A 24,506-nucleotide genomic window follows, 5' to 3' on the forward strand; every position below is an offset into this window, starting at 1 on the left:
CTATATCCGGAGTGGTTGCGCAGGGGGCGTGACCACGGAGGGGAACCACATGCGCAAGCTCACCTACTTCATCGCCTGCACCATCGACGGCTTCATCGGCGACCCGCAGGGCGACGCGTCCTCGATGATGAAGTTCGTCGACGAGGAATTCCTCGGCTTCCTCAAGTCCGAGTACCCGGAGACCATTTCGGCCGAGGGCCGTACGATCCTCGGCTTCCACGACGCGGAGAACCGGTACTTCGACACGGTGGTCCAGGGCCGGACGAGCTACCAGATCGCCCTGGACCTCGGCATCACCAGCCCGTACGGCCACCTGCGCGAGTACGTCGCCACGCGCACCCTCGCCGAGTCACCCGACCCGAACGTCACGCTCATCGCCGACGACCTCGTCGGCGCGGTCCGCGAGCTGAAGGCGGAGGACGGCGGGCGCGGTATCTGGCTCTGCGGCGGCTCCGCCGTCGCGGGGGAACTGCTCGACGAGATCGACGAGTTGGTGATCAAGACCTACCCGCAGGTGTACGGATCGGGCATGCCGATGTTCGGCTCGGACTTCGCGGTCACCGAGTTCGCGCTGGACTGGGTGCGGACCTTCGACAACGGCGTACTGGTGCGGAAGTACCGCCGCGTCCGGTAGCTCCGTCCAACTCCGCCCGACTCCGTCAGATCCGCTTCAGCCGCCACAGGCGCCACAGGCCCGTGCCGTCCGTGAGGTACTGGCCGCCCGAGATGGACGACGTGGTGAACACGAATTCCTTCTTCTGCCACAGCGGCACCATCGGCACGTCCTCCGCGACGATCTTCTGGATGGCGCGGAAGTCCTCGACGTTCCCGGCCCTGTTGGCGCTCTGCTGCGTCACGCGGATGAGCTTGTCCACACGGCTGCTGGAGTAGCCGGAGTGGACGGCGTTCTCCGTGCCGACCAGGATGCTGGTGAAGGTGTCCGGGTCGGGGTAGTCGCCGATCCAGCTCAGGCAGTAGGCGTCGTAGGCGCCCTTGGCGTACCCCTCCTGGAACTCCTTCCACTCCACGTACCGCGTGTCCACCGTGAACAGGCCCGTCGCCTCCAACTGCTTCTTCAGCAGCGCCGCTTCCTCGTGCGTCGCGGCGCCCTTGGAGTACGCGAGGGTGAAGCGAACCGGGGTGCTCACTCCCGCGCGCTGGAGCAACTGGCGGGCTCGGTCCGGGTCGGGCTTCGGGTAGAGGTCGAAGAAGGGGGTCGTGTGCCCGGCGACGCCCTGCGGGATGAGGGAGTAGAGGGACTCGACGGTGCGGTGGTGGACGTCGCGGGCGAGGCCCGGACGGTCGATCAGGGAGGCGACGGCCTGACGGACCGCGGTCTGGCTGAGCGGCGAGTTCTTGCGGAGGTTGAAGACCATCGTGCGGATGGACGGGGAGGCGCTCTCGCTCACCCGCTCGTCGCCGTTCGCCTGCGACAGCTTGGCGACATCGGCGGGCGGCATGTCCCTGCCGACCACGTCCACCTCCTTCCGCTTCCAGGCCGCGCTCAGCTTCTCCGCGTCCCCGTAGTACCTGACCGTCACCGGCCCGCCGACGCTCTTGACCGCCCCGTGGTAGCGCCCGTTGGGGCGGAGCTCGGCGACCGAGCCCTGCCGGTAGCGCGCGAGGGCGTACGGCCCGGAGCCGTCCACCGCGTCGTCCGTGCGCAGCCTGTCCGGCGGGTAGACGGAGCTGTCGACGATGGAGCCCACCCCGGATGCGATCTTGAACGGGAAGGTGGCGTCCTCCCTGCGCAGCCGGAAGACGACCCGGTCGTCGCCGCTCGTCTCGACCGACTGCAGGGTGGACAGCAAAGTCGCTGGCCCCTGAGGCGAGTTGATGCGCTTGACGCGGTCGAAGGAGAACTTGACGTCCTTCGCCGTGAGCGGGTGCCCGTTGCCGAACGTCAGGCCGGGGCGCAGCCGGCATACGTACGTCCGCGTGCCGGTGCCCTCGAAGCCGCAGTTGGCGGCGGCGTCCGGGACGGGCGCGACGAGGCCCGGGGAGAAAGTCATCAGTGACTGGAAGAGGTTGCTGTAAAGGGCCCACGAACCGGAGTCGTAGGCCCCTGCGGGGTCGAGGTGGGTGACCTGGTCGGTCGTGCCGACGTCGATCGGTTTGTCGTTCCCGTCGTCGGACGAGAACGGCGAACAGCCCGCCGTCCCCGCCATGAGCAGCACCGCGGCCACCGCCGCGGCCCTTCGTACCCAACTGCCGATCCGCACCCCACGCATCCCCGTTCCCCCTCCGGACAGTGATGCGCCTCACCTAAACACACGATCGCCCGTACGTCCTGGGAATCGGCCAAGTGATCGGCTTCTGCGGCGAGGTGGCTATCGAAGCGGCGCGCCGGGGAACCGCTATGAAGTGCGCCGCAACGCCCTGACACCACGCAACCCGATGAGGCCGACAGCCGTCCCCAGTAGAAACGAGGTGATCGCGAGCGTCAGGTGCACCCAGAAGTACGCGGTCGGCTCACCGGCGTCGTCAAAGGCCAGTCCGCTGCCGTCCTTCCACAAATTCTTTGCGAAAGTGATCCAAATGAACCAGCTCCAGACGCCGAAGGCGAGCAGGAACCAGGACACGGGGCGCGAGAGAGTCGCGGGGGTTCGGGGGGCCGCGTCCTCGGAAGAATTCACCATGGGTTTCAGTATGCGTTCCGCATCCCGCACCGCTCCTGCCGGGGCCTCGACTGCCGGGGCCTCGGCGAAGACACGCGGGGCCGCGCTGCTGGCCGCCGCCGGTGTGCTGCTGCTGCCGGTGGCCGCGGCCGCCCCCGCCGTCGCGTCCCCGCACCCGAAGCCGTCCCCTCCCCACGGCGCCGACGACGGCAAGACCAAACTGCCCGGCAAGCGGCCGCCCGCGCAGATGTCCACGGTGGGCGGGGAGCTGCTCGGCAAGCCGGGGGTGCAGGTGCAGCTGGGGCCCGGGGCGCCCGCGTTGCCGAAGGAGCTGAGCGGGGATTCCTGGGTCGTCGCCGACGCCGAGTCGGGCGAGGTCCTGGCGGCCAAGAACGCGCACTGGAAGCTGCCGCCGGCGTCCACGCTGAAGATGCTCTTCGCGGACACGGTGCTGCCGAAGTTCCCCAAGACGCAGCAGCACAAGGTGGCGACCGCCGATCTGGCGGGCATGGGCGAGGGCAGCAGCCAGGTGGGCATCAAGGAGGAGTCCACCTACTCGGTGCACGACCTGTGGCTCGGCGTCTTCCTTCGCTCGGGCAACGACGCGGTGCATGTGCTGGCCGCGATGAACGGCGGTGTCGCACAGACCGTCAAGGACATGCAGGCGCACGCCGAGCAGCTCCAGGCGAACGACACGCACGTCATCACGCCGGACGGCTATGACGCGGAAGGGCAGGTGTCCAGCGCGTACGACCTGACGCTGTTCGCCCGTTCGGGGCTGCAGAAGGCGGACTTCCGCGAGTACTGCTCGACGGCCAGCGCGCAGTTCCCGGGCGAGGAGAAGCCCGGCAAGAAGCGCGAGACCTTCGGCATCCAGAACACCAACCGGCTGCTGACCGGCACCGGCGTGCCCGTCTACAAGGGCATCGCGGGGGTGAAGAACGGCTCCACCACCAACGCCGGGAACACCTTCACCGGCGTCGCCCAGCACGACGGCAAGAAGCTCCTGGTGACGGTGATGAACCCGGAGACCAAGGAGCCCAACGAGGTCTACAAGGAGACCGCCCGGCTGTTCGACTGGGGCTTCGAGGCCGCGGGCCACGTCAAGCCGGTGGGCACACTCGTCGCACCGCTGAACGACGCCGACAAGGGCGGCACGTCCGGGGACAAGGGCGGGGACACCGCCCAGGCCTCCGCCACCGGCTCGGGCGGCGGCGGGATGTGGACGGCCGTCGGGATCACGGCCGGTTCTCTGGTGGTCCTGGCGGTGGCGGCTCTGGTGGTGCACCGCCGCTGGCCGCTTCCGGACCTGGTGCGCCGCCGCCCCCGCTCGTAACGGCACCGCCGCTGTGCCGCGTGGCCGTCCACGCGGCACAGCCGAGGATCAGCTTCGCCATGAAGTTGATCCACAGCATCAGGGCGACGGGCGTCCCGAACGCGCCGTACATGCTCTTGGCCGCCACCCCGCTGAGATAGCCGCTCATCACCAGCTTGAGCACCTCGAGGCCGGTGGCGCCCAGCAGCGCGGCGCCGAGCAGACCACGGGTGTCGGGGTGGACGCCCGGGAGCCGTGACAGGACGTAGAGCATCAGCACGAAGTCCGCGAGGACGGCCACACAGAACCCGGCGGCCGACAGCAGCGCTCCCCCGGCCCCCTCGGACGGCAGGCCCACCTTCCCCGCGGCCCAGCCGACCACCGCCGAGGCGAAGGCCGAGCAGCCCAGGGACAGCAGCGCCACACAGCCCAGGCCGACCAGGACCGCCGTGTCCTTCAGGCGCAGCAGCACGGGGTTGCCGGGGCTCTCCTCCAGCTCCCACACCGCGCGCAGGCATTCACGGAGCGTCCCGACCCAGCCGATGCCGGTGAACAGCAGCAGGGCACCGGCGACGGTGCCGATCGTGGCCGCGTTGTCGACGAGCGTGCTCAGGTCGATGCTCCCGGAGATGCCGGGCACCTGTTCGGTGATCCGCTTCTCGAGGTCCCGTACCCGCTGGGTGCCGAGCACCGCCGCGGTGATCGCGGCGCCCAGGGTGAGCAGGGGGAAGAGGGCTATGAAGCTGGTGAAGGTGATCGCGGCGGCGAGCCGGGTCCACTTCACCCGGACGAGGGTCTCGTAGGAGCGCCATCCATGCGTGCGCGTCAGCGCGGCGATCGGGGGCCCGATCACCGGCAGCCGGGTCAGCCAGTCCACGCCCCACGTGTACCCCGTCCGGCCTGGCGGGGCACCGCCTCGGCCGTCAGGTCCGCCCCAAAGGGAAAGTCGCGCTCGAGGCGCCAGATACCGTCCTCTCCCTGCTCGTACAGCGCGAAGCCGTCGATGGTCCAGGACGCCTCGTAGTCCGCGAGGTCCTCGTACGCCCGGTCCATCGCCTCCTCGGCGATGCCGTGCGCGACGGTGACGTGCGGGTGGTACGGGAACTGCAGCTCGCGGGCCAGCGGCCCGGAGGCGTCGCGCACCCGCTTCTGGAGCCAGGCGCAGGCCGAGGAGCCCTCGACCACGTTGACGAAGACCACGGGCGACAGGGGGCGGAAGGTGCCCGTGCCGGACAGGCGCATCCCGAACGGCCGGCCCTCGGCGGCGACCCCGGCGAGGTGGGCCTCGACCGCGGGCAGGGCCGCCGCGTCGACCTCGGTCGGCGGCAGCAGGGTGACGTGCGTGGGGATGCCGTGGGCGTGCGGATCCCCGAAGCCCTCGCGGCGCTTCTGGAGGAAGCTGCCGTACGGCTCCGGGACCGCGATCGAAACGCCGAGCGTTACGGTCCCCATCGAGTTCTCCCTCCTGTGCGCCTGTACGTACCCGTGGTCAGTGTGGCGGCTGCGCCGTGGCCCTGCCAGATCTTCCGACCTGCGGCGCAGGCCGGCGCTCGGGGACAGGTCAGTGCTTGGTGGGCAGGAAGCCCACCTTTTCGTACGCCTGTGCGAGAGTTTCGGCCGCGACGGTCCGGGCCTTCTCGGCCCCCTTCGCCAGGATCGAGTCCAGCGACCCGGGGTCGTCCAGGTACTCCAGCGTGCGGGCGCGGTAGGGGGTCACCCACTCCACCATCACGTCGGCGAGGTCGGTCTTGAGCGCACCGTAGCCCTTGCCCTCGTATTTCTGCTCCAGTTCCGCGATTCCGGTGCCCGTGAGCGTGGAGTAGATGGTGAGCAGGTTGCTGACGCCCGGCTTCTTCTCCGGGTCGAAGCGGATCACGGTGTCCGTGTCGGTGACCGCGCTCTTGATCTTCTTCGCGGAGACCTTGGGCTCGTCAAGCAGGTTGATCAGACCCTTCGTGCTCGACGCCGACTTGCTCATCTTGGAGCTCGGGTCCTGGAGGTCGTAGATCTTCGCGGTCTCGCGCACGATGTGCGCGGCGGGCAGCGTGAAGGTCTGGCCGAAGCGGGTGTTGAAGCGCTCGGCGATGTCGCGGGTCAGCTCGATGTGCTGGCGCTGGTCCTCGCCCACCGGGACGGCGTCCGCCTGGTAGAGCAGGATGTCGGCGACCTGGAGGATCGGGTACGTGAACAGGCCCACCGTGGTCCGGTCGGCGCCCTGCTTGGCCGACTTGTCCTTGAACTGGGTCATGCGCGACGCCTCGCCGAAGCCGGTGATGCAGTTCATCACCCACGCCAGCTGCGCGTGCTCGGGCACATGGCTCTGGACGAAGAGCGTGCAGCGCTCCGGGTCGAGGCCGGCGGCCAGCAGCTGGGCAACGGCGAAGCGGGTGTTGGCCCGGAGCTCCGCGGGGTCCTGCGGCACGGTGATCGCGTGCAGGTCCACCACCATGTAGAACGCGTCGTGGCTCTCCTGCAGCCCCACCCATCGCCGGACGGCCCCCAGGTAGTTCCCCAGGTGGAAGGAGCCTGCGGTGGGCTGGATACCGGACAGTGCACGCGGACGATCAAGGGCCATGCACACATTCTCTCAGGTGATACGGCGGACTCGGCCCGACGGCCCTGCGGTGGTGTTAGAAAGACGTCAACAGCATGCGCCCGACCTTGAACGGAGAGCACGTTGACCCCTACGCACGGCACGCTACGCAGCATCGCAGCCGCCGAAGCACACAGCGCGCACAACTACCATCCGCTGCCGGTTGTGGTCGCCAGTGCCGAGGGCGCGTGGATGACCGATGTCGAGGGGCGCCGCTACCTCGACATGCTGGCCGGATACTCGGCACTCAACTTCGGCCACAGCAACGCCCGTCTGATCGAGGCCGCCAAGGCCCAGTTGGGCCGGGTCACCCTCACCTCGCGCGCCTTCCACCACGACCGGTTCGCACAGTTCTGCACCGAGCTCGCCGAACTGTGCGGCAAGGAGATGGTGCTGCCCATGAACACCGGGGCGGAGGCCGTCGAGACGGCGGTCAAGACCGCCCGCAAGTGGGGCTACCGGGTCAAGGGTGTCCCCGACGGCAAGGCGAAGATCGTCGTCGCCGACAACAACTTCCACGGCCGCACCACGACCATCATCAGCTTCTCCACCGACCCCGAAGCCCGCGCCGACTACGGCCCCTACACCCCGGGCTTCGAGATCGTCCCCTACGGCGACCTCGCCGCCCTCGAGGCCGCCGTCGACGAGCACACGGTCGCCGTGCTGCTCGAGCCGATCCAGGGAGAGGCGGGCGTGCTCGTACCGCCGCCCGGCTATCTGCCGGGGGTCCGCAGGCTGACCGCCGAGCGGAACGTGCTCTTCATCGCGGACGAGATCCAGTCCGGGCTGGGGCGCACGGGAAAGACGTTCGCCTGCGAGCACGAGGGCGTCGTCCCGGACATGTACGTGCTGGGCAAGGCCCTCGGCGGCGGCGTGGTGCCGGTGTCCGCGGTGGTCGCGTCCCACGAGGTGCTCGGCGTCTTCAAGCCCGGCGAGCACGGCTCGACCTTCGGCGGCAACCCGCTGGCGTGCGCGGTGGCCCTCGAGGTCATCGCCATCCTCAGGACCGGCGAGTTCCAGCAGCGCGCCACCGAGCTCGGCGAGCACCTCCACCACGAACTGGGCCTCCTCGCCACCGGCGGCGCGGTCGACGCGGTCCGCGGGCGCGGCCTGTGGGCGGGCGTCGACATCAACCCGTCCCACGGCACGGGCCGGGAGATCTCCGAGCAGCTGATGGAGCGCGGCGTGCTCGTCAAGGACACGCACGGCTCGACGATCCGTATCGCCCCGCCGCTGGTCATCAGCAAGGAGGACCTCGACTGGGGCCTCGACCAGCTCCGGGCCGTACTGGCGGACTAGGGCTGCTTCTGGCGGGCGGGTACGAGCAGCGTGCCCGCCCGCTTCACATGCCGGGTCACCGGTGTGGTCTCCGCGCCGAGCACACCGGGCAGGGCGCCGACGCGGGTGGCGAGGTAGTCGTAGAGCGCGTCGGCGTCGCGGCACAGCAGCACCGCCGCCACATTGCTCGCGCCCGTCGTCGCCGCCGCGTACGCGACCTCGGCGTGGCCGGACAACTGCCGGGCCACGGTGCCCAGCTCGGCGGGCAGGACGGTCAGCCACAGCATCGCCTCGAAGGCGCACCCGTACAGCGCCGGGTCGATCTCGACGTCGTAGTACAGCACCCCCGAGCGCCGCAGCTCCTCCATGCGGCGCCGCACCCGGGACTCCGACCACCCCGTGGCGGCGGCCAGTTCGGGCACCGCCGCCCTCCCGTCCTTGGCCAGCACCCGCATCAGCGCCTCGTCGCCCTCGGCGGTCCGCGCGGGGCGGGAGCGGTCGACAGGACGGGCGAGGAGCGCGATCTGCTCCTCGTCCAGCGCGCGGGTGCGTCCCCGCCAGCCCGCGTCCCCGGCCATGACCCGCAGCCTGCACTGGGCGCTGACGGAGGTGATCCGGGACGTCCGCGGCAGCTTCGGCAGCAGCAGGCTGCCCTTGAACGAGCCCTCGCGGGCCCGGGTGATGCATGTGATCTCCGTGCCACCGGAGGACAGGCCGACCCACGAGGTGTCCTCCCGCTCCGCGAGCGCCAGGGCCACCGGCATCGCCGCCTCGGGCGCGCACTGGATCCGTACGAACCAGTCGACCAGCCCGAGCCTGCGCGCGTCCGGCAGCCCGACCACCCGCAACGCCCCGGCCTCGCGAAGCCGTTGATAGCGGCGGGCGGCCGTACGGTCCGAGACGCCCAGGACGGCGCCGAGGCGGCTGAACGACGCGCGGCCGTCGAGTTGCAGGGCGTGCACCAACTGCCGGTCGAATGCGTCCAGTACGACGGTTTCCACCGGATCACCGTAACTCCGTGTCGGAAATGCACACGCCCGGGGGAACGGGCGTCTGCCTGTTGCCGGTTCGGCCAGGCTTCCTCGCGACACCTCACGAACAACGGAGCAACAGCTGCCATGCACGAATCAACACGCCTCGACCCCGTGGCCCAGACCGCCCGGCTGACCGCCGCCCTGCGCGCTCGCGAATGCGAACGTTCCGACCGGCTCTTCGACGACCCTCTCGCCGCGGCCCTTGCCGGTGAGGCGGGCATGGCGCAGCTCGAGGGGTTCGGCGACGCGCCCGCGATCCCCGTCCGTACGCACTGGTTCGACGCCGCCCTGCGCGGCATCGCCCCACGGCAGCTCGTCCTGCTCGCCGCAGGCATGGACACCCGCGCCTACCGGCTGCCCCTGCCCGGCACCACGCTCTACGAAGTCGACCGGCCCGAACTCCTGCGGGTGAAGGACGACCTGCTCGCCGACGCCCCCGCCCCCGGCTGCCACCGGGTGACCGTCGGCGCCGACCTCGCCGGCGACTGGCGGCCCGCGCTCCGCGCCGCGGGATTCCGCGCACAGGAGCCCGCGTGCTGGCTGGTCGAGGGGCTCAACCAGTACCTCCACGAGCCCGATGTCCTGCGGCTGTTCGACCGGATCACCGAACTCTCCGCCCCGGGCAGCCATCTGCTCACCGACTTCGTCGCCGCCTCCCTGCTCACCGACCCCACGGCGCGCCCGATGCTGGACCGCCTCTCCGCGAGCGGCGCGGCGTGGCACTACGGGAACGACGACCCCGGCGCCCTGCTCGCGGCCCGGGGCTGGCAGGCGGAGGTCGTCGACTTCGCCGTCGTCGGACGCGAGCTGAACCGCTGGCCGGACGGTGCCCCCGGCGGCGGGTACCTCGTGCACGCGAAGCGCTGACCGTGCTGACCGTACGGGGCGATGCGCCTAGAGTCTGACCGTGATCCTCGGCATGCTCTGCGCCCTCGGCTCGGCGGTCTGCTTCGGCACCGCGTCCGTCCTCCAGGCCGTGGCCGCCCGGGCCGCGACGCCCGGCAGCGGCTCTTCGGGGGTGGACCCGCTGCTGCTCGTCCGGGCGGCCCGGCAGTGGCGGTACCTGGCGGGCCTCGCCCTCGACGGGCTGGGCTTCCTGCTGGAGTTGGTGGCCCTGCGCTCCCTGCCCATCTACGCCGTGGGCGCGGCCCTCGCCGCGAGCCTCGCCGTGACGGCGGTGGTGGCGGCGCCCGTGCTGCGCGTCCGGCTGAGCGGGGTGGAGTGGGCGGCGGTCGGGGTGGTGTGCGGCGGGCTGGCGCTGCTGGGCCTGTCCTCCGGCGCGGAGGGGAGCGGTACGGGCTCCACGGCCCTGCGGTTCGGGGTGCTGTGCGTGGCGGGCTCGGTCCTCGCCGCGGGCGCGCTGGCCGGCCGTCTGCGGGGGCGCGCCCGGGCGGCGGCGCTGGGGCTGGGGGCGGGCATCGGCTTCGGGGTCGTCGAGGTCGCGGTGCGTCTCGTCGACGACCTCGCGCCGGGGGCGGTGCTGGCCAACCCCGCGGCGTACGCGCTTCTGCTCGGCGGCGGTTCGGCGTTCATGCTGCTCACGTCCGCGCTGCAGCGCGGCTCGGTGACCGCCGCGACGGCCGGCATGGTGATCGGCGAGACGGTCGGCCCGGCGGTGGTGGGGGTGGCCTGGCTCGGCGACCGTACGCGGAGCGGGCTGGAGCCCCTGGCGATCGCGGGGTTCGCGCTCGCGGTGGTGGGGGCGCTCGCGCTGGCGCGCTTCGGGGAACCGGAAGGTTCGGAGACCCCCTAGAAGTGCCGTGCCCCCTCCATGATGGCCTCGCGGATGCGGTGGTAGGTGCCGCAGCGGCAGACGTTGCGGATCTCGTCCAGGTCGGCCTCGGTGATCTCGCGGCCGGTGGCACGGGCCTGCTTGACCTTGGCGACCGCGGCCATGATCTGGCCGGGCTGGCAGTAGCCGCACTGGGCGACGTCGTACTCCAGCCAGGCCTCCTGCATGGGGTGCAGGTCCTTGCCGACGGTGGCGGGCAGCCCCTCGATGGTGGTGATCTCGTCGTCCGGCCGGATGCTCTTGACCGGTACGGAACAGGGGTTGAACGCCTTGCCGTTGATGTGGCTGGTGCATGCCTGGCAGACGCCGAGTCCGCAGCCGTACTTCGGCCCGGTGACGCCGAGGACGTCGCGCAGCACCCACAGCAGGCGCACATCGTCCTCGACATCCGCGGTGACGGGCTTGCCGTTGAGGATGAAGGTGTGTTGGGGCACGGTCGCTCCTTACGCTCCGCTTCCAGTAGGCGCTAGTACGCGCGGTCCAGGCCGTCGGTCGGCGACTGCGGGATCGGGGGGACGGTCGGCAGCGGCTCGAAGCCGAGCGGGCCGGAGTGGTTGACGGGAAACGTCGTCGGCATGGTGCCGGTGGCCGCGCCGTAGGCGCAGGCGACCGCGGCCGAGGCGGCGCCGACCGCCAACTCCCCCGCGCCGCCCGGCTTTCCACTGGTCGGCGGCATGACCACGATCTTCAGTTCGGGCGGGGTGTTCCACTGGCGGGTGTAGAAGTAGTTGTCCCAGCTGCCCTCCAGGAACGCACCGTCCTTGAGGTGCAGGCCCGAGGTGAGCGTGATGGCGATGCCGTCCATGATGCCGCCCATCATCTGGGCCTCGAGGCCCTTCGGGTTGACGGCGAGGCCGACGTCGACGGCGCAGACGGCCCTGGTGACGCGTGGTCCGGTACAGGCGTCGGGAATGTGCCGTCCGGTGGTCTGCGGGCGGCAGTCGATCTCGGCGAGCACGGCGACGACTCCGTGGTATTCGGGGTGCACGGCGATGCCCTGCGCCACACCGGCGGGCAACTCCCGCCCCCACTCGCCGACTTCCGCGACCTTGTCCAGGACGGCCCTGGCCCGGTCGTCCTTGATGATCTGCCGGCGGAAGGCGAGGCGGTCCTTGCCCATCTCGTCCGCGAGCCGGTCGAGGACGAGCTCCTGCGCGCACCGGACGTTGGGCGAGTAGATGTTGCGCATGCTGCCGGTGTTGAAGCCCTTGTCCACCTCGTTGAGGAACTGGGTGTGGAGACCGAGGTCGTAGGGCGTCTCCTGGGTGAGCGTGAAGATGGTCTCGGAGAAGGCACGGTCGCCGACCGGCAGCTTGGCGGCCGCCGCGGTGATGATCTCCCCGAGGCCGTGGCCGAAGTCGGTGGACACGGAGGTGTGCCGCTGTTCGTAGGTGAGCACCCTGCCGAGCGCGTACGTGGCCCGTACGCGCGAGGTGGCCATCGGGTGCGTACGGCCCTGGCGGAACTCGTCGGTGCGGTGCCACATGAGCTTGACCGGCTTGCCCATCGCCCGGGAGATCTCGGCGGCCTCGATCGCAGCGTCGGAGAACAGCTTGCGGCCGAACGAGCCGCCGCCCTCGGTGACATGCACCGTGACCGCGCCCGGCGACAGGCCCAGCTTCGCCGCGATCGTCTCCTTGGCGACGATCGGTGACTTCAGGGACGCCCAGATCTCGGCCCGGTCCGGCCGTACGTCGGCCACCGCGCAGTTGGGCTCCAGCGCGCTGTTGCTGGCGAAGTGGAAGGTGAAGGTGCCCTCGACGGTCTTGGCCAGGCGGTCCAATCGCGGTACCGCCAGGGGGATTTCCGCCGCCTTCAGCTCACGCAGGACCGTGTCGTCGGACGCCCCCTCCTCCGTCCCGGGGCCCCAGGTCACCTTGAGCGCGCGTACCGCGTCGATGCACTGGCCGAAGGTCCGTGCGCGTACGGCCACGCCCGTCCGGATGGCCACGACATCGGTGACGCCGGGCATCGCCCGTACCTCGGCGAGGTTCCGTACGGACCGTACCGTGCCGTTGATCGTGGGCGGCCGGCACACCATGGCCGGGTACGCGCCCGGCACCTGGAGGTCCATGGCGAACTGCTTGCGGCCCGTCACGCTCGCCAGCGCGTCGACCCGGTTGCGCGCGGTGCCGATGACCGAGAAGGCGGAGCGCGGCTTGAGCTCGGTGGTGACCCGTACGGTCTTCAGGCTCGCGGCCTTCTCCGCGAGCGAACCGTAGGACGCGGTCCGGCCGTTCGGGGCGGTGACCACACCCGCCTTGGTGGTCAGCGTCGACATCTCGGCGCCCAGCACTGCGGCCGCGGCCTCCAGGAGGCGGTTCCTGGCGATCGCGGCGGCGACGCGGACCGGGGTGTACGTGGAGATGGTGGTGTTGGAGCCGCCGGTGAGCTGGTTGAAGAGCAGTTCGGGGCGTGCGTCGGCGAGGGTGACGCGGATCTTCTCCAGCGGCAGGTCCAGTTCCTCGGCGATCAGCATCGCGGTGGAGGTGGTGATGCCCTGGCCCACCTCGGCGCGCGGCAGAGCGAACGAGGCCGTGCCGTCGGCGTGTACGTGGATGGTGATGAGGCCGGCTGTGGGCAGCGTCGCGTCCGTGAGCAGGTCGTTGAAGTCGAATAACTTGGTCAGCTCGGGGAGCGGCGAGGCGGGCGCGGCCTCCGCCGGAGTGGTACCGGCCGCGGCTTCGCCCAGTTGAGCGGCGACGGCCAGGGTCGGCGCCGCCAGGATGTAGCCGAGGAACCTCCGGCGGCCGATCCCGTCCATCATCTGTCCTTTCACGGCACACGGTTGATCGACTTACCGGATGGTAGCGAAAGCGCGCGTGCACCTACGCGGCGGGCGGCGGAAGCACCCGCAGCAACGCCTCCAGCGCCCCCGTGAACCCACTGTCCGTCGGCGTCCCGTACGCCACCATCAAACCGTCCGGGCCTTCCGTCCCGCCGCCCCCGTACCGGAACCGGCTCAGCCCCTCCAGCGCCAGCCCCTGCCATGCCGCGGCCTGCACCGTCGACTGCTCGCTCCCCGGCGGCAGTTGCAGCACCACGTGCAGACCGGCGGCGATCCCCGTCACCTCGATATGCGGCGCCCGCTCCGCCAGCGCCGCGACCAGCGCATCGCGGCGGCGCCGGTACCGCAACCGCATCGACCGCACATGCCGGTCATATGCCCCGGACGTGATGAACTCGGCGAGCGTCAGCTGATCCAGCGCGCTGCTGCCCCACTCCCCCGTGCGCTTGACCGCAAGCACCTCATCCACAAGGTGCTCCGGCAGTACCAGCCACCCCATCCGCAATCCCGGCACAAGCGACTTGCTCGCCGTCCCGCAATAGACGACGTGCTCCGGTGACAGCCCCTGCAACGCGCCGACCGGCTGCCGGTCGTAACGGAACTCGCCGTCGTAGTCGTCCTCGAGGATCAGCCCGTCCCTGCGCGACGCCCAGTCCACGACGGCCGCACGCCGGTCCGGATGCAGCGGCACCCCGGTCGGGAACTGGTGGGCAGGTGTGAGCAGGGCAGTCCGCAGCCCCTCGTGTCCCTCCAACTCCTCCACACACGCCCCGCGTTCGTCCACGGCCACCGGCACCGGCCGCAGCCCCTCCCTCTCCAGCGTGTCGTGGTGGAACCACAGCCCGTACCGCTCGATCCCCATCGCACTCACGCCGCGCTTCCGCAGCACACGCCCCAGCAGGGCGAGACCCTGCATGAAGCCCGCGCAGAGCACGATCTGCTCCGGGTTCGCCCGCACCCCGCGCGCCCGCGCGAGGTAGTCCGCGAGCGCGGCCCGCAGCTCCGGGCGCCCGGGCCCGGCGCCGTACCCGAAGGCGGCATGCGGGGCGACGCTCAGCGCGCGCCGCGCGGCGGACAGCCAGGCGGCGCGCGGGAAGGCGGACACGTCCGGCGTACCGGCGCGCAGGTCGTACGCGGGCCCCGCGACAGCCGGCACGTGCCGGGGCCGCCGCGCCCCCGGCCGGGGCGACGGCCGGGGCGCCACCCGCGTCCCGGAGCCCTGCCGGGCGGTGAGCCATCCCTCGGCGACCAGTTCCCCGTACGCCTCGGCGACCGTGTTGCGGGCCAGCCCGAGGTCGACGGCGAGCGACCGCGACGACGGCAGCCGCACCCCCGGCGCCAGCCGCCCGGACCGCACGGCGTCGCGCAGCGCCCGGATGAGCGCCGCCCGCACCCCGCCCGGGCCGGTCAGGTCGAGATGCAGATCCGCACCGGAGACCTGGCCCTGACCCAGCCCCTGACCCGGCTGCGAAGTGGCCCACGTTTCTTCCATGGAAGTGGACCATACCCGTGGACCACTCCCGCCGTAGGGTCGGAAGCATGACGACGAACACACCCCACGCGCACAGCCCCCGGATCAAGATGAGCGAGCTCGCCCCCGAGGTCTACAAGGCGATGTTCGCCCTGGAGCGGGCCGCCCGCCAGGGACTCGACCCCACGATCTACGAGCTCGTCAAGATCCGCGCCTCGCAGATCAACCACTGCGCGTTCTGCATCGACATGCACATCAAGGACGCCCGCAAGGCCGGTGAGTCCGAGGAGCGCATCTACCTCCTCAACGCCTGGGAGGAGGCCGAGGGCTACTACACCGAGAAGGAACAGGCCGCCCTCGCCCTCACCGAGGCCGTCACCGTCCTCACCGACGGCTTCGTCCCCGACAAGGTCTACGCCCGCGCCGCGGCGGTCTTCGAGGAGAAGGAACTCGCCCACCTGATCTCCGTGATCACGACGATCAACGCCTGGAACCGGTTCGGCGTGACCACCCGCATGACCCCCGGCGTCTGACCGCCCCGCGCCCCCTCGCACAAGGAGAACCACCGACATGTCGTCCCGCCCCGGCAAGCTAGACCCCGAGGTCTACAAGGCCGTCTACGCGGCCACCGGCGCCGCCAAGAAGGACCTCGACCCGACCCTCGTCGAACTGGTCCTCATCCGCGCCTCACAGGTCAACCACTGCGCGTTCTGCATCGACATGCACATCAAGGACGCCCGGGCGAACGGTGAGACCGAGGCCCGTATCAACCTCCTCAACGCCTGGGAGGAGGCCGAGGGCTACTACACCGAGAAGGAACAGGCCGCCCTCGCCCTCACCGAGGCCGTCACCGTCCTCACCGACGGCTTCGTCCCCGACGAGGTCTACGCCCGCGCCGCGAAGCACTTCACCGAGCGGGAGATCTCGCAACTCGTCTCCCTCATCGGCGTCATCAACTTCTGGAACCGCTTCAACGTCGCGTTCCGCCAGCCTCCGAGCTACCAGCGATGAGCGCGGCGGCGACCCTCCGGTCCCTGCACCAGGGCCGTGAGCCCGGCGACCCCCTCATCCTGCCCGGCCCCTGGGACGCGGCCAGCGCCCGCGCCTTCGCCGACGCCGGCTTCCCCGCCCTGGCCACGCCCAGCATGGGCATCTCCCTGTCACTGGGCCACGCGGACGGCACCGCGCCGCCGGAGGAGATGTTCGCGGCCGTCGCCCGCATCGCCGGAGCCGTGGACATCCCCGTATCCGCCGACATCGAGGACGGTTACGGCCTCGCACCCCGCGAACTCGTGGAGCGGCTCCTGGAGACGGGCGCGGCCGGCTGCAACCTCGAGGACACGGACCGCGTCACGCACCGGCTCAAGGACCCGCGCGAGCAAGCCGATTGGCTCGCGGCCGTACGCGCCGCGGCGGGCGACGCGCTCGTCATCAACGCCCGCATCGACACGTTCCTGCACGGCGAGACGGGCCTCGAGGCGGCCCTCGGGCGCGGACGCCTCTACGCCGAGGCCGGCGCCGACTGCCTCTACCCGATCTTCGCCCCGCCGGAGCTCCTCGCGGAGGTCGCCGCCGGGACGGGCCTGCCGGTGAACGCCATCGCCAAGCCCGACGGGCCCTCGCCCCGCGAACTCGGCACGCTCGGCGCCTCCCGGATCACCTTCGGCGGCGGCCTGCACAAGCGGGCGATGGCCGAGGTCGCCCGGATCGCCGAAGAGCTGGCTCAGGGCTCGTAGCGCAGGAGCAGCGCCGCGGCGTCGTCGTCGAGCGAACCCCCGGCGTAGGCCCGGACGTCGACGCGCAGCCGGTGCAGCAGAAGCGCCGGGTCGTCGGCGTCCAGGGCGGGAAGCCGCTCCGCGAGGGGGTAGAACTCCCCCTTCTCATCGCGTGCTTCGGTGATGCCGTCGGTGTGGAGCAGCATCGCGTCGCCTCGTCGCAACGGGTACTGCCGGACCGGCGGGTCGACATGCCGCGGTGCCAGGATGCCCAGCGGCGGAACCGGATACGGCGGCGCGAGGGGAAGCGGACCACGGCCGGGGCGCAGCAGGAGCGGCGCGGGATGCCCGCAGTTGACGATCTCGGCAACCGGACCCGAGACCGATACCACCACGACGGTGACGAACTCCTCGTCATCCTCCGTGGGGTTGCGGCCGAGGGCGACGGCGATGCGGCGGACGACGGTGACGAGGGAGCGCTCGTCATGGGCCGCCTCGCGGAACGCGCCCAGCACCACCGCCGCCGTGGTGACCGCCGGGAGGCCCTTCCCCCGCACGTCGCCGATGAGCGCGCGGACGCCCCAGCGGGTCGGGGCCACGTCGTAGAGGTCCCCGCCGATACGGGCGTGCGCGGTCGCCGCCGTGTAGTCGACGGCGGCCCGCAGCGGGCCCACCCGGGGCGGAACGGGGCGCAGGAGGACCCGCTGGGCGACGTCGGCCGTGGTACGGACCTGGTTCAGCTCCTCCTCCTGCCGTTCACGCGCCCGCACCATGGTCCAGCCGATCGCCGTCGTCAGCACGGTGGCGGTCAGGGTGGCCAGATGGGTGCCGGCGAGGATGTCGTGGTTGCGGTACGCGTTGATGAAGCTGGCGGCCAGCGTCACCGCGCCCATCTGCAAGGGGTAGCGGGCCCTGCGCCCGACGGCCGCCGCGAGTGCCGGTACGGCACTCAGCGCGGGCGAGATGATGACCCAGACCGGCAGCAGGATGTCGACGACAACGATCGTGACCAACAGCAGCCAGGGCAGGGCCGGCCGACGGACGACGTTCGGGATCGCGTACATGGCCGTCACCGCGAACACCCCGTACCAAGCGGCTGTTCGGCCCAGATGGTCTTGCCGTACGACGACGAGAAGCGCGTGCCCCAGCGTGCGCTGAGCTGCGCGACCAGCAGCAGGCCACGGCCTCCTTCATCGATGACGCGGGCCTTGCGCATCCGGGGTGACGTACTGCTGCCGTCACAGACCTCGCAGGTCAGGACGTCCCCCTTGATCAGGCGCAGCCGTATAGGCGGGCACGCGTGCCGGATCGCGTTGGTGACGAGCTCGCTGACGATCAACTCCGTGGTGAAGGTGAGCTCTTCGAGCCCCCAGTCGCCGAGCTTCCGGATGGCCTCCTTGCGGGTGTCGGCGACACCGGCAGGGTCGGGGGACACCTCCCAGTCGGCGACGCATTCGGCAGCGAGCGTGCGGGGACGGGCGAGGAGCAGCGCGATGTCGTCGGCGCGCTGGTCCGGGGCGAGGCGGCCGACGATGCCGTCGCAGATCCCCTCCAGCGGACGGCGGGAATCCGCAAGGGGAGGGAACAAGTGCCGTTCGGCGTCGAGGCCTTCGGTCGAGAAGGCGAGGGTGCTGCCTTCGGGGAGCCGGACTTCCTTGTTCTCGAAGGGCAGTCCCGCGCCCATCCCCAGGGGCGGCCCGGCCGGGATCCCGAGGAACTCGGCGGTGCCGTCGGGGGCGACGATCACGGCATCGGGGTGGCCTGCGCGGGCGAACACACCGCGCCGGGTGACCGGGTCGTACACGGCGTACAGGCAGCCCGCGTTGATCTCGTCGTCCTGGTCCTCGTTGAGGTTGAGGACGAGGTCGTCGAGATGGGTCAGGAGCTCGTCGGGCGACAGGTCGACCTCGGCGAGCGTACGCACCACGGTCCGCAGGCGGCCCATGGTGGCGCTCGCGTGGAGTCCATGGCCCCGTACGTCGCCGATCACCAGCGCCACCCGAGCACCGGAGAGGGGTACGACGTCGTACCACGCGCCCCCGATCCCCGCCTGAGCGCTGGCCGGCAGATAACGGGAGGCGACCTCCACCGCGACCAGGCCCGGGAGATGTCCGGGCAGCAGGCTCCGCTGGAGCGTGAGCGCGACGGTGCGCTCGTGCTCGTAGTGCCGGGCGTTGTCCAGGCACACGGCCGTACGCGCGGCCAACTCCTCGGCCAGCAGCAGGTCTTGTTCGTCGAAGGGCTCAGTGTCCGCGCCGCGTACGAACACACCCGCGCCCAGTACCGCTCCCCCGGTGTGCAGCGGGACCACAATGACCGACCGGTCACCCTGCCCGCACAGCACCGGCCTGCCGGAGTCCAGGGCCAGGGCCGTCGGTGACGCCGCCTCACAGGCGTACGCCTCGCCCGGCGCGGGCGCGCCATCGGCAGGCGCGCCGCACTGTGCGACGCGGCGCAGCGTGAACCGGTCCTCGAGCAGGTCGACACCGGCGAAATCCGCGAATCCGTCGGCGGCCACGTCCGCCAGGCCCTTCGCGATGCACGGGACCGCCAGCGTGGCCCCGATCCGCGCACTGACCTCGTTGACCAGGGCGAGTCCCCGCTGCGCCCGGTACTCCGCCGTCACGTCCAGCACGGTGACGGACACGCCCTGTACGGCCCCCGCGGCGTCCTTCAACGGCGAGATCAACGTCGCCCAGGCGCGCTTCTCGCCCGTGCCGGGGGCGGCGAGGCAGTCGTCGCTGCGCGCCGGCCTGCCAGTGCGCAGCACCTCCTCGGCAAGGGCCGCGAACTTCTTGAACGCCGGCTCGGGTTGGACCTCGTCGAGGCGGCGTCCCACCATCTCGTCCTCGGCGAGGCCGCCGAGGCGGCATATCTCCGCATTGGCCCGCACCAGGCGGATGTCGCGGTCGTAGACGGCGATTCCCATGGGCAGCTGGTCGAATGCGAGCTTCTCGATTTCGGGATTGGCATCCATGTCTCTCACCCCATATCGGGCTTACCAATCCCTCAGTGCCGTGAAGCGCCACCGGCCGGAGGATGACCAGGGGGATTCCCCTTTCCCCCGACCGGTGGACCGCCCTTGCTTTCCCTACTTCTTCCGGTCGTCGGTCACCCCGGGGGTGCCGTTGTCACCGGGCTGGGGCGCGGAATGCTTCCCGTTCTTCGGCGCCTGCGGCGGCGTGTTCTCGACCTTCTTGGGCGAGGTGAACACCTTCTGGTTCTGCGTCCCGCAGGACTTCTTCTCGTCGTCGGTCATGGGGCGGGTCTTGACGACCACGGCGTTCTTCACGCCGTCGGTGTCGTTGGGCGCCGGAGCGGTGATCGTGTCGTCCCAGTACCAGTAGTAGTGACCCCAGTGCGGGTTGTCGTAGTGCGTCTGCCAGCGGCCGCTGATGTCGTGCATGACCTGCGCCCGCGATATCCAGCCGACCTCGCCCGGCTTGACGGTCATCTGCATGTTGCCGCCCTCGCTGTGCTCGGCCTTGAAGGTCTGCCCGTACTTCACGGTCATGCTGAGGTCGATGATCCCCTCGAGCTTCCCGCCGGCCGTGATGGAGACCTCCGTGCTGGTGGACGATCCGACGAGGTCGGACCAGCTTCTCCCCTGGGTGGCATCCGAAGAGCTGCAGTTGTAGAGCGTGTCGGACACCTGGCGGAAATTACCGAGGTAGGCCTTTTCCACTTGGGGATTGTTGAAGGTGCACTTGCCGACGCCACTCTTGCAGTCAGCCATCAGCTGATCGACCGTGGGATCGTCGGCGGCGAATGCGGGCAGCGCGCCTGCCCCGAGAGCGGCGGCAGCGGTCAGCCCGACAATGAGGAGTTTCGACATGAGCGTCACCAAACCCTTCCAGGAATTCTGGTTGCACACAGCAGCCTGCGGGCAGGACAAGGCAACCCGAACCAAGAAAAGGTAAAGGGGGTAACGTATAGGGAATTTCTCATTGCCTGAAGAGAACCCCTACGAGGTCGTGACAGTCCACCCACGGAGACGCCCTGCGACCCGCACGACGTCGACGATGCCGCACTCGGATTCGGCAACGAGAGTCGCGGCGTCGTCCGGTTTCCACTCCAGACGATGACCATTGGCGCTGAGGAACGCCTCGGCAGCAGTCCATGCGAACAGCGCATTGTGATCGGTGAGCGGCTTGAGCCGTACAAGCGTCTCCAGGAGGGCAGCAGCCTTCAGCCAGTCCGAGCCGTATACCTCACGCCCCATGTAGGCAGAGCGCGACCGGTACACAGCCGCATCAAGCACTCCCAGATCCTGGCATTCCGGGTCACCAGGCAACTGCTCGGCCAGCCTCAGGAGATGAGCAGCGTCCATGTGCTGGGTCATGCGATTGCGGACCGCCTCTGCAGCCGACGCAGCTCACGACTGCCCATTGGCTTCTCGTCTGCCTGCTCGATCACGTCCTGTCGCTGAGCAGCCTCGCGTTCAGCCATCACCGGCAGCAGTCGCTCGATCGAAGCCCGCGCGTTCATCAGCGCATGCTCGAAGGTCCCGTCGACCTTAGCCATGATCGCATCGTGAGCCAGCGCTTGCATGCTTGTGCCGTTCCGATGCGCGGCGGCGGCCAAGCGTTCAAGCTCGTCCTCATCGAAGCGGACATTCAAACCACGTTTCGCCTCAGCCATGAGCCGGACGGTACCAGCGGTACCGCTCATCAGCAGGGGACATTCACCCTTGCGGATGCCGTGCGGCAGAAATCCTCCCGACAACAGGAACGGACCTGCTAAAGCCCGTAACTCGCCGCAGCGTTGCTCACACCGCCAGCCACAACGCCTTCTCGCTCAGCCCCCAGTGGCTGACGCCACGCAGCGTCCGCGTGATCACGATCGCCGCCGCGCGGTCCGCCCGTTCGGCGTCCTCCTTCGACGGCCGCCACGGCTCCGACCGCTCCGGCGGGCGCAGCGCACCGTATCCCGTGAAGCGCCGAGTGCCGCAGGTGTTGCAGCGCTCCTCACCATCGGCGGACGTCCAGCCGTCCAGGTGCTGACAGTTGTCCTTGATTCGGCCCGCGGAATTCATCAACTTCCCCTCGACGTCACGGAGTGCGTCACGATCCAGTGCATGTGCGCGGCAGCCCGCGCGTTGCCCGCCTCCACCCTGTCACCACCCGCCACCGCGACACGCCGCACAGCGTCAAGTTCCGCACACTCGGCGCACCCCGTCTGATAGGGGCGCAACCCGGCCGCCTCGCGCTCCTCACGCGTCGCCAACCGCAGTACGGATGGCGGGACTTCCCATTGCAGGCCCCCATCCGGCCTGCGCACCTGGACGCGGTCGCCACTGCTTCCTATGACCTGCGCGAGGCGGTTCTCGCGCACGTCCACAACGTAGGTGCCTGCTCGGTACGTCACGGTGCGAGCATGGCACCGCATGCGTCCCGCGATGCAATGTGCACGTCGCGATTCCCTCCATCGGGTGATTGGACTCATGCGGCCCGTCCGGTGAACTGAACGCCCGTCGTTACGGAGGAGACAGAGGTGTCAGGTTCCCCAACTGCCCGCAGGCGCCGCCTTGCCATCGAGCTCAGGAAGCTTCGCGAGGGCAACAAACTCACGTGCAACGCTGTCGGAGAAGCACTCGACTGGAGCGGCTCGAAGGTCAACCGGCTCGAGACCGGGAGCGGGAGAGTGCAGCCCTCAGATGTCGACGCGCTGTGCCGCTTCTACCAAACCGGCGATGAACTACGCGAGTTCCTCATGCAACTGGCGAAGGATTCGAAGGTCCGCGGATGGTGGCACACCAGCGGCATGTCCGTCCCGCCACGGCTCTCCGGCTACGTGGGCCTGGAGCAGGCCGCTTCGTCTCTCCGCCACTACCAGTGTGAAGTGGTTCCAGGCCTCATGCAGACTCCGGCATACATCGCTGAACTGCATCGGGCGACGCACCAATGGGACGACGACGAGATTCAACACCACGTGAACACCCGTCTGGAACGCCAGGAAATCCTCCATCGCGAAGATCCGCCCGATGTATGGGCCATTGCCCACGAAAGCGTCCTTCGGCACGTCGTCGGCAACAGAGAGGCTATGCGCCAGCAGCTCAAGCATATGCTGTACGTGGGCCAGTTGAAGAACGTGACGGTGCAGATCCTGCCGTTCACCGCCGGCGCCTACCCCATCGCCGGAGCGTTCACGATTCTCGGCTTCCCCGAGCAGGCAGATCCCGATGTCGTCTATCGGGATGGCATCACCGACTCCATCTATTTGGAAGCACCAGACAGCGTCCGCCAGTACGCAAAGACATTTGACCAACTGCGCGCGCTCGCACTGAGCCCGCACAAGTCAGCCGTTCTGATTCAGCGCACCCTCGAGGAGCACGCATCATGAGCAACGCACCCAGCTGGTTCAAGAGCAGCTACAGCGACGGCCACGCGGGCGAGTGCGTCGAAGCCGCCGCGCTCGCCGACGGCGCCGCCATACGCGACTCCAAGACCCCCGGCGGCCCCATACTCACCTTCTCCGGGTGCGCCTGGGCCACCTTCATCACCGGCATACAGGGCCGTCAGCGCGGCAACGCCGCTGCCCTGCGCCTGTAGAGCGCCCTCATGCGCCGCTCCATCACCCCGGGCGCATGGCGCTGGAGCCACTCGCCAACCCGGTCACGGGCCGGGAAGGCGATGACCGCACGGTTGCGGGCCACGCCGGAGAGGATGATGGCCGCCGCCCGGTCGGCAGGAACAGCCCCTGGCGGCGCGGGAACTTCGCGCTTCCGCTCGCCGAGAATCGGTACGCCGAAGATGCCGGTGTCCACCATGCCGGGGCACACCACCGAGACCCGGACCCCATGGGCGGCGGCCTCCGGCCGCAGGGACCGGGAGAGGCCGACCACGGCGTACTTGGTGGTGTTGTACAGCGTCTGCATCGGCACCGGGATCAGCCCGGAAATGGATGCGGTGTTGACGATGTGCCCGAAGCCCTGGCGGCGCATGAGCGCATACGCGGCGCGGGTGCCGTGGATCGCGCTCCAGAGGTTGACGGAGACGATGCGCTCCCAGTGCTCCGTGGTGGCCCTGTCGAAGGGCAAAGTGCCGCCGATTCCGGCGTTGTTGAATACGAGGTCGACGCGGCCGTGCCGTTCGGCGGCGCCCTCCACCAGCGTCGTGACCTCGGATTCCCGGGTCACGTCGACGGTGACCGAGTCGGCCGACTCGCCAAGGGAGGAGGCGAGTTCGGTCACTTTCCCGCCGTCGATGTCCGCCATCACCACCGTGGCCCCCGCCGTGATGAGCCTACGGCTGAGCGCAAGGCCCATACCCGAGGCCGCACCCGTCACGATCGCCACACGCCCATGGAACATGGCTCACGGCACCCCTTCTGGTCGCTCCAGTAACTCCGCTTCCCGTCGGGGATTTTGACATGCATCTGGGCTGCTGGTGCGAGCGAAGTCGACCGGAACAGCCAAGGATTTGCCGTCATTTGACCGACGTTCCCTTGCCCTACATATGAGTTGGTAAGGTTCCCGACGACGCACTCTCGTGCGTCTCCTCCCCAAGGGACAGCTGACGTCCGGGTGCTCGCCGTGGGCATCCGTCCGGTACGGGTGTCCCCGGGGCACCCATCGGCCATGGGTGCAACCACCCCGATGGGGAGGAGACGCCTATGGGGCGTCATTCAAAGGAGCATCCGAAGCGCATCAACTGGACAGCTGTCCGGCGCCGCGCGAAGTACTTGGCCTGGGCCGCCCTCGCTGGCGCCACGGCCAAACTCGCGGGGTGGGGTCTCGACCAGATCCTTGACCGCCAGGACGGTCCGCTGTCCCACCAGCAACATGGGGCAGAGGACCGATAGCTCCTGGGGAGCCCTCGGAACGGATGAGCCGTCCGCTTCCGGGGGCTTTCTTGGTCATCCTCTTGTCGCGAGCCAGGGACGCCCGACCGCATATGGGAC

27 protein-coding genes are annotated in these 24,506 nt (G+C 69.9%); 10 read left to right on the forward strand and 17 right to left on the reverse strand.

The features are described from left to right. Positions 1–49 precede the first annotated feature (49 nt). Positions 50–634 carry a dihydrofolate reductase family protein gene (locus ACV530_RS17140; protein ID WP_494333353.1) on the forward strand — a complete coding sequence of 195 codons (585 nt, stop codon included), beginning with the start codon at positions 50–52 and terminating at the stop codon, positions 632–634. Positions 635–659: 25 nt separating this feature from the next. On the opposite strand, the gene ACV530_RS17145 is transcribed toward ACV530_RS17140, so the two are convergent. Together ACV530_RS17145 and ACV530_RS17150 are read right to left on the reverse strand one after the other, a co-directional pair. After that, positions 660–2,231, reverse strand: a complete 1,572-nt coding sequence (locus ACV530_RS17145; protein ID WP_494333354.1) for an ABC transporter substrate-binding protein — start codon at positions 2,229–2,231, stop codon at positions 660–662. 126 nt (positions 2,232–2,357) lie between these two features. Continuing rightward, positions 2,358–2,639: an SCO4848 family membrane protein gene (locus ACV530_RS17150; RefSeq protein WP_494333355.1), complete on the reverse strand. Its 282-nt coding sequence runs from the start codon at positions 2,637–2,639 to the stop codon at positions 2,358–2,360. A 10-nt stretch (positions 2,640–2,649) separates the two neighbouring features. Between ACV530_RS17150 and ACV530_RS17155 the strand changes: the two genes are divergently transcribed. Then, entirely contained in the window at positions 2,650–3,954 is a 1,305-nt protein-coding gene (locus ACV530_RS17155) for a D-alanyl-D-alanine carboxypeptidase family protein (RefSeq protein ID WP_494333356.1), read from the forward strand. Here ACV530_RS17155 and ACV530_RS17160 read toward each other — a convergent pair. From ACV530_RS17160 to trpS, 3 genes are all read right to left on the reverse strand, one after another. Beyond that, the gene (locus tag ACV530_RS17160) at positions 3,857–4,810 is read right to left on the reverse strand and encodes a YihY/virulence factor BrkB family protein (protein ID WP_494333357.1); all 954 of its coding nucleotides are present in this window, start codon (positions 4,808–4,810) and stop codon (positions 3,857–3,859) included. The genes ACV530_RS17155 and ACV530_RS17160 overlap by 98 nt on opposite strands. Further along, positions 4,798–5,385 (reverse strand): 2'-5' RNA ligase family protein, encoded by a 588-nt coding sequence (locus ACV530_RS17165; RefSeq protein ID WP_494333358.1) that lies wholly within the window; start codon positions 5,383–5,385, stop codon positions 4,798–4,800. Before ACV530_RS17165 ends, ACV530_RS17160 begins: the two co-directional genes overlap by 13 nt. A gap of 109 nt (positions 5,386–5,494) precedes the next feature. After that, entirely contained in the window at positions 5,495–6,508 is a 1,014-nt protein-coding gene (trpS, locus tag ACV530_RS17170) for a tryptophan--tRNA ligase (protein WP_494333359.1), read from the reverse strand. Positions 6,509–6,610: 102 nt separating this feature from the next. Here trpS and rocD point away from each other — a divergent pair, with 102 nt between their 5' ends. Next, positions 6,611–7,825, forward strand: coding sequence for an ornithine--oxo-acid transaminase (gene rocD, locus ACV530_RS17175; RefSeq protein ID WP_494333360.1), 1,215 nt, complete (start codon positions 6,611–6,613; stop codon positions 7,823–7,825). On the opposite strand, the gene ACV530_RS17180 is transcribed toward rocD, so the two are convergent. Next, positions 7,822–8,805, reverse strand: coding sequence for an Lrp/AsnC family transcriptional regulator (locus ACV530_RS17180; protein WP_494333361.1), 984 nt, complete (start codon positions 8,803–8,805; stop codon positions 7,822–7,824). The two genes, rocD and ACV530_RS17180, sit on opposite strands and share 4 nt — an antisense overlap. A gap of 117 nt (positions 8,806–8,922) precedes the next feature. On the opposite strand from ACV530_RS17180, the gene ACV530_RS17185 reads away from it, so the two are divergent. Then, complete coding sequence (locus tag ACV530_RS17185; protein WP_494333362.1) at positions 8,923–9,705, forward strand: SAM-dependent methyltransferase; 783 nt, start codon at positions 8,923–8,925, stop codon at positions 9,703–9,705. Between the two features lie 52 nt (positions 9,706–9,757). Then, complete coding sequence (locus ACV530_RS17190; RefSeq protein ID WP_494333472.1) at positions 9,758–10,591, forward strand: hypothetical protein; 834 nt, start codon at positions 9,758–9,760, stop codon at positions 10,589–10,591. Here the strand turns inward: ACV530_RS17190 and ACV530_RS17195 are convergent. From ACV530_RS17195 to pdxR, 3 genes are all read right to left on the reverse strand, one after another. Then, a complete protein-coding gene (locus ACV530_RS17195; protein WP_494333363.1) occupies positions 10,588–11,064 on the reverse strand; it encodes a (2Fe-2S)-binding protein in 477 nt (158 codons plus the stop codon). The two genes, ACV530_RS17190 and ACV530_RS17195, sit on opposite strands and share 4 nt — an antisense overlap. Before the next feature lie 32 nt (positions 11,065–11,096). Then, positions 11,097–13,397 (reverse strand): molybdopterin cofactor-binding domain-containing protein, encoded by a 2,301-nt coding sequence (locus ACV530_RS17200; protein ID WP_494333473.1) that lies wholly within the window; start codon positions 13,395–13,397, stop codon positions 11,097–11,099. 61 nt (positions 13,398–13,458) lie between these two features. Continuing rightward, the gene (gene pdxR / locus ACV530_RS17205) at positions 13,459–14,910 is read right to left on the reverse strand and encodes a MocR-like pyridoxine biosynthesis transcription factor PdxR (protein ID WP_494333364.1); all 1,452 of its coding nucleotides are present in this window, start codon (positions 14,908–14,910) and stop codon (positions 13,459–13,461) included. A gap of 47 nt (positions 14,911–14,957) precedes the next feature. Here pdxR and ACV530_RS17210 point away from each other — a divergent pair, with 47 nt between their 5' ends. The 3 genes from ACV530_RS17210 to ACV530_RS17220 are packed head-to-tail and all read left to right on the forward strand — an operon-like array spanning position 14,958 to position 16,625. Continuing rightward, positions 14,958–15,422 (forward strand): carboxymuconolactone decarboxylase family protein, encoded by a 465-nt coding sequence (locus ACV530_RS17210; RefSeq protein ID WP_494333365.1) that lies wholly within the window; start codon positions 14,958–14,960, stop codon positions 15,420–15,422. Positions 15,423–15,459: 37 nt separating this feature from the next. Next, positions 15,460–15,900 carry a carboxymuconolactone decarboxylase family protein gene (locus ACV530_RS17215; protein WP_494333366.1) on the forward strand — a complete coding sequence of 147 codons (441 nt, stop codon included), beginning with the start codon at positions 15,460–15,462 and terminating at the stop codon, positions 15,898–15,900. Continuing rightward, on the forward strand, positions 15,897–16,625 hold the full coding sequence (locus ACV530_RS17220; protein ID WP_494333367.1) for an isocitrate lyase/PEP mutase family protein: 729 nt from the start codon (positions 15,897–15,899) through the stop codon (positions 16,623–16,625). Before ACV530_RS17215 ends, ACV530_RS17220 begins: the two co-directional genes overlap by 4 nt. Here ACV530_RS17220 and ACV530_RS17225 read toward each other — a convergent pair. The 7 genes from ACV530_RS17225 to ACV530_RS17255 all read right to left on the reverse strand — a co-directional run bounded on the left by ACV530_RS17225 (position 16,613) and on the right by ACV530_RS17255 (position 21,971). Further along, positions 16,613–17,668, reverse strand: coding sequence for a PP2C family protein-serine/threonine phosphatase (locus ACV530_RS17225; RefSeq protein ID WP_494333474.1), 1,056 nt, complete (start codon positions 17,666–17,668; stop codon positions 16,613–16,615). The genes ACV530_RS17220 and ACV530_RS17225 overlap by 13 nt on opposite strands. A gap of 5 nt (positions 17,669–17,673) precedes the next feature. Next, positions 17,674–19,581: a SpoIIE family protein phosphatase gene (locus ACV530_RS17230; protein ID WP_494333368.1), complete on the reverse strand. Its 1,908-nt coding sequence runs from the start codon at positions 19,579–19,581 to the stop codon at positions 17,674–17,676. Between the two features lie 114 nt (positions 19,582–19,695). Next, positions 19,696–20,439: a hypothetical protein gene (locus ACV530_RS17235; RefSeq protein WP_494333369.1), complete on the reverse strand. Its 744-nt coding sequence runs from the start codon at positions 20,437–20,439 to the stop codon at positions 19,696–19,698. A 129-nt stretch (positions 20,440–20,568) separates the two neighbouring features. Next, positions 20,569–20,946: a fic family toxin-antitoxin system, toxin component gene (locus tag ACV530_RS17240; RefSeq protein WP_494333370.1), complete on the reverse strand. Its 378-nt coding sequence runs from the start codon at positions 20,944–20,946 to the stop codon at positions 20,569–20,571. After that, a complete protein-coding gene (locus ACV530_RS17245; RefSeq protein ID WP_494333371.1) occupies positions 20,943–21,245 on the reverse strand; it encodes a hypothetical protein in 303 nt (100 codons plus the stop codon). Before ACV530_RS17245 ends, ACV530_RS17240 begins: the two co-directional genes overlap by 4 nt. 127 nt (positions 21,246–21,372) lie before the next feature. Next, on the reverse strand, positions 21,373–21,639 hold the full coding sequence (locus tag ACV530_RS17250; RefSeq protein WP_494333372.1) for a DUF6255 family natural product biosynthesis protein: 267 nt from the start codon (positions 21,637–21,639) through the stop codon (positions 21,373–21,375). Next, positions 21,639–21,971, reverse strand: a complete 333-nt coding sequence (locus tag ACV530_RS17255) for a hypothetical protein (RefSeq protein ID WP_494333373.1) — start codon at positions 21,969–21,971, stop codon at positions 21,639–21,641. The genes ACV530_RS17250 and ACV530_RS17255 overlap by 1 nt, the downstream gene beginning before the upstream one ends. Before the next feature lie 126 nt (positions 21,972–22,097). Here ACV530_RS17255 and ACV530_RS17260 point away from each other — a divergent pair, with 126 nt between their 5' ends. Further along, positions 22,098–22,946, forward strand: coding sequence for a helix-turn-helix domain-containing protein (locus tag ACV530_RS17260; RefSeq protein WP_494333374.1), 849 nt, complete (start codon positions 22,098–22,100; stop codon positions 22,944–22,946). Continuing rightward, complete coding sequence (locus tag ACV530_RS17265) at positions 22,943–23,155, forward strand: DUF397 domain-containing protein (RefSeq protein WP_494333375.1); 213 nt, start codon at positions 22,943–22,945, stop codon at positions 23,153–23,155. The genes ACV530_RS17260 and ACV530_RS17265 overlap by 4 nt, the downstream gene beginning before the upstream one ends. Here ACV530_RS17265 and ACV530_RS17270 read toward each other — a convergent pair. Then, the gene (locus ACV530_RS17270; RefSeq protein WP_494333376.1) at positions 23,122–23,901 is read right to left on the reverse strand and encodes an SDR family NAD(P)-dependent oxidoreductase; all 780 of its coding nucleotides are present in this window, start codon (positions 23,899–23,901) and stop codon (positions 23,122–23,124) included. The two genes, ACV530_RS17265 and ACV530_RS17270, sit on opposite strands and share 34 nt — an antisense overlap. Positions 23,902–24,506 lie beyond the last annotated feature (605 nt).

The organism is Streptomyces sp. SX-6, from assembly GCF_059089585.1.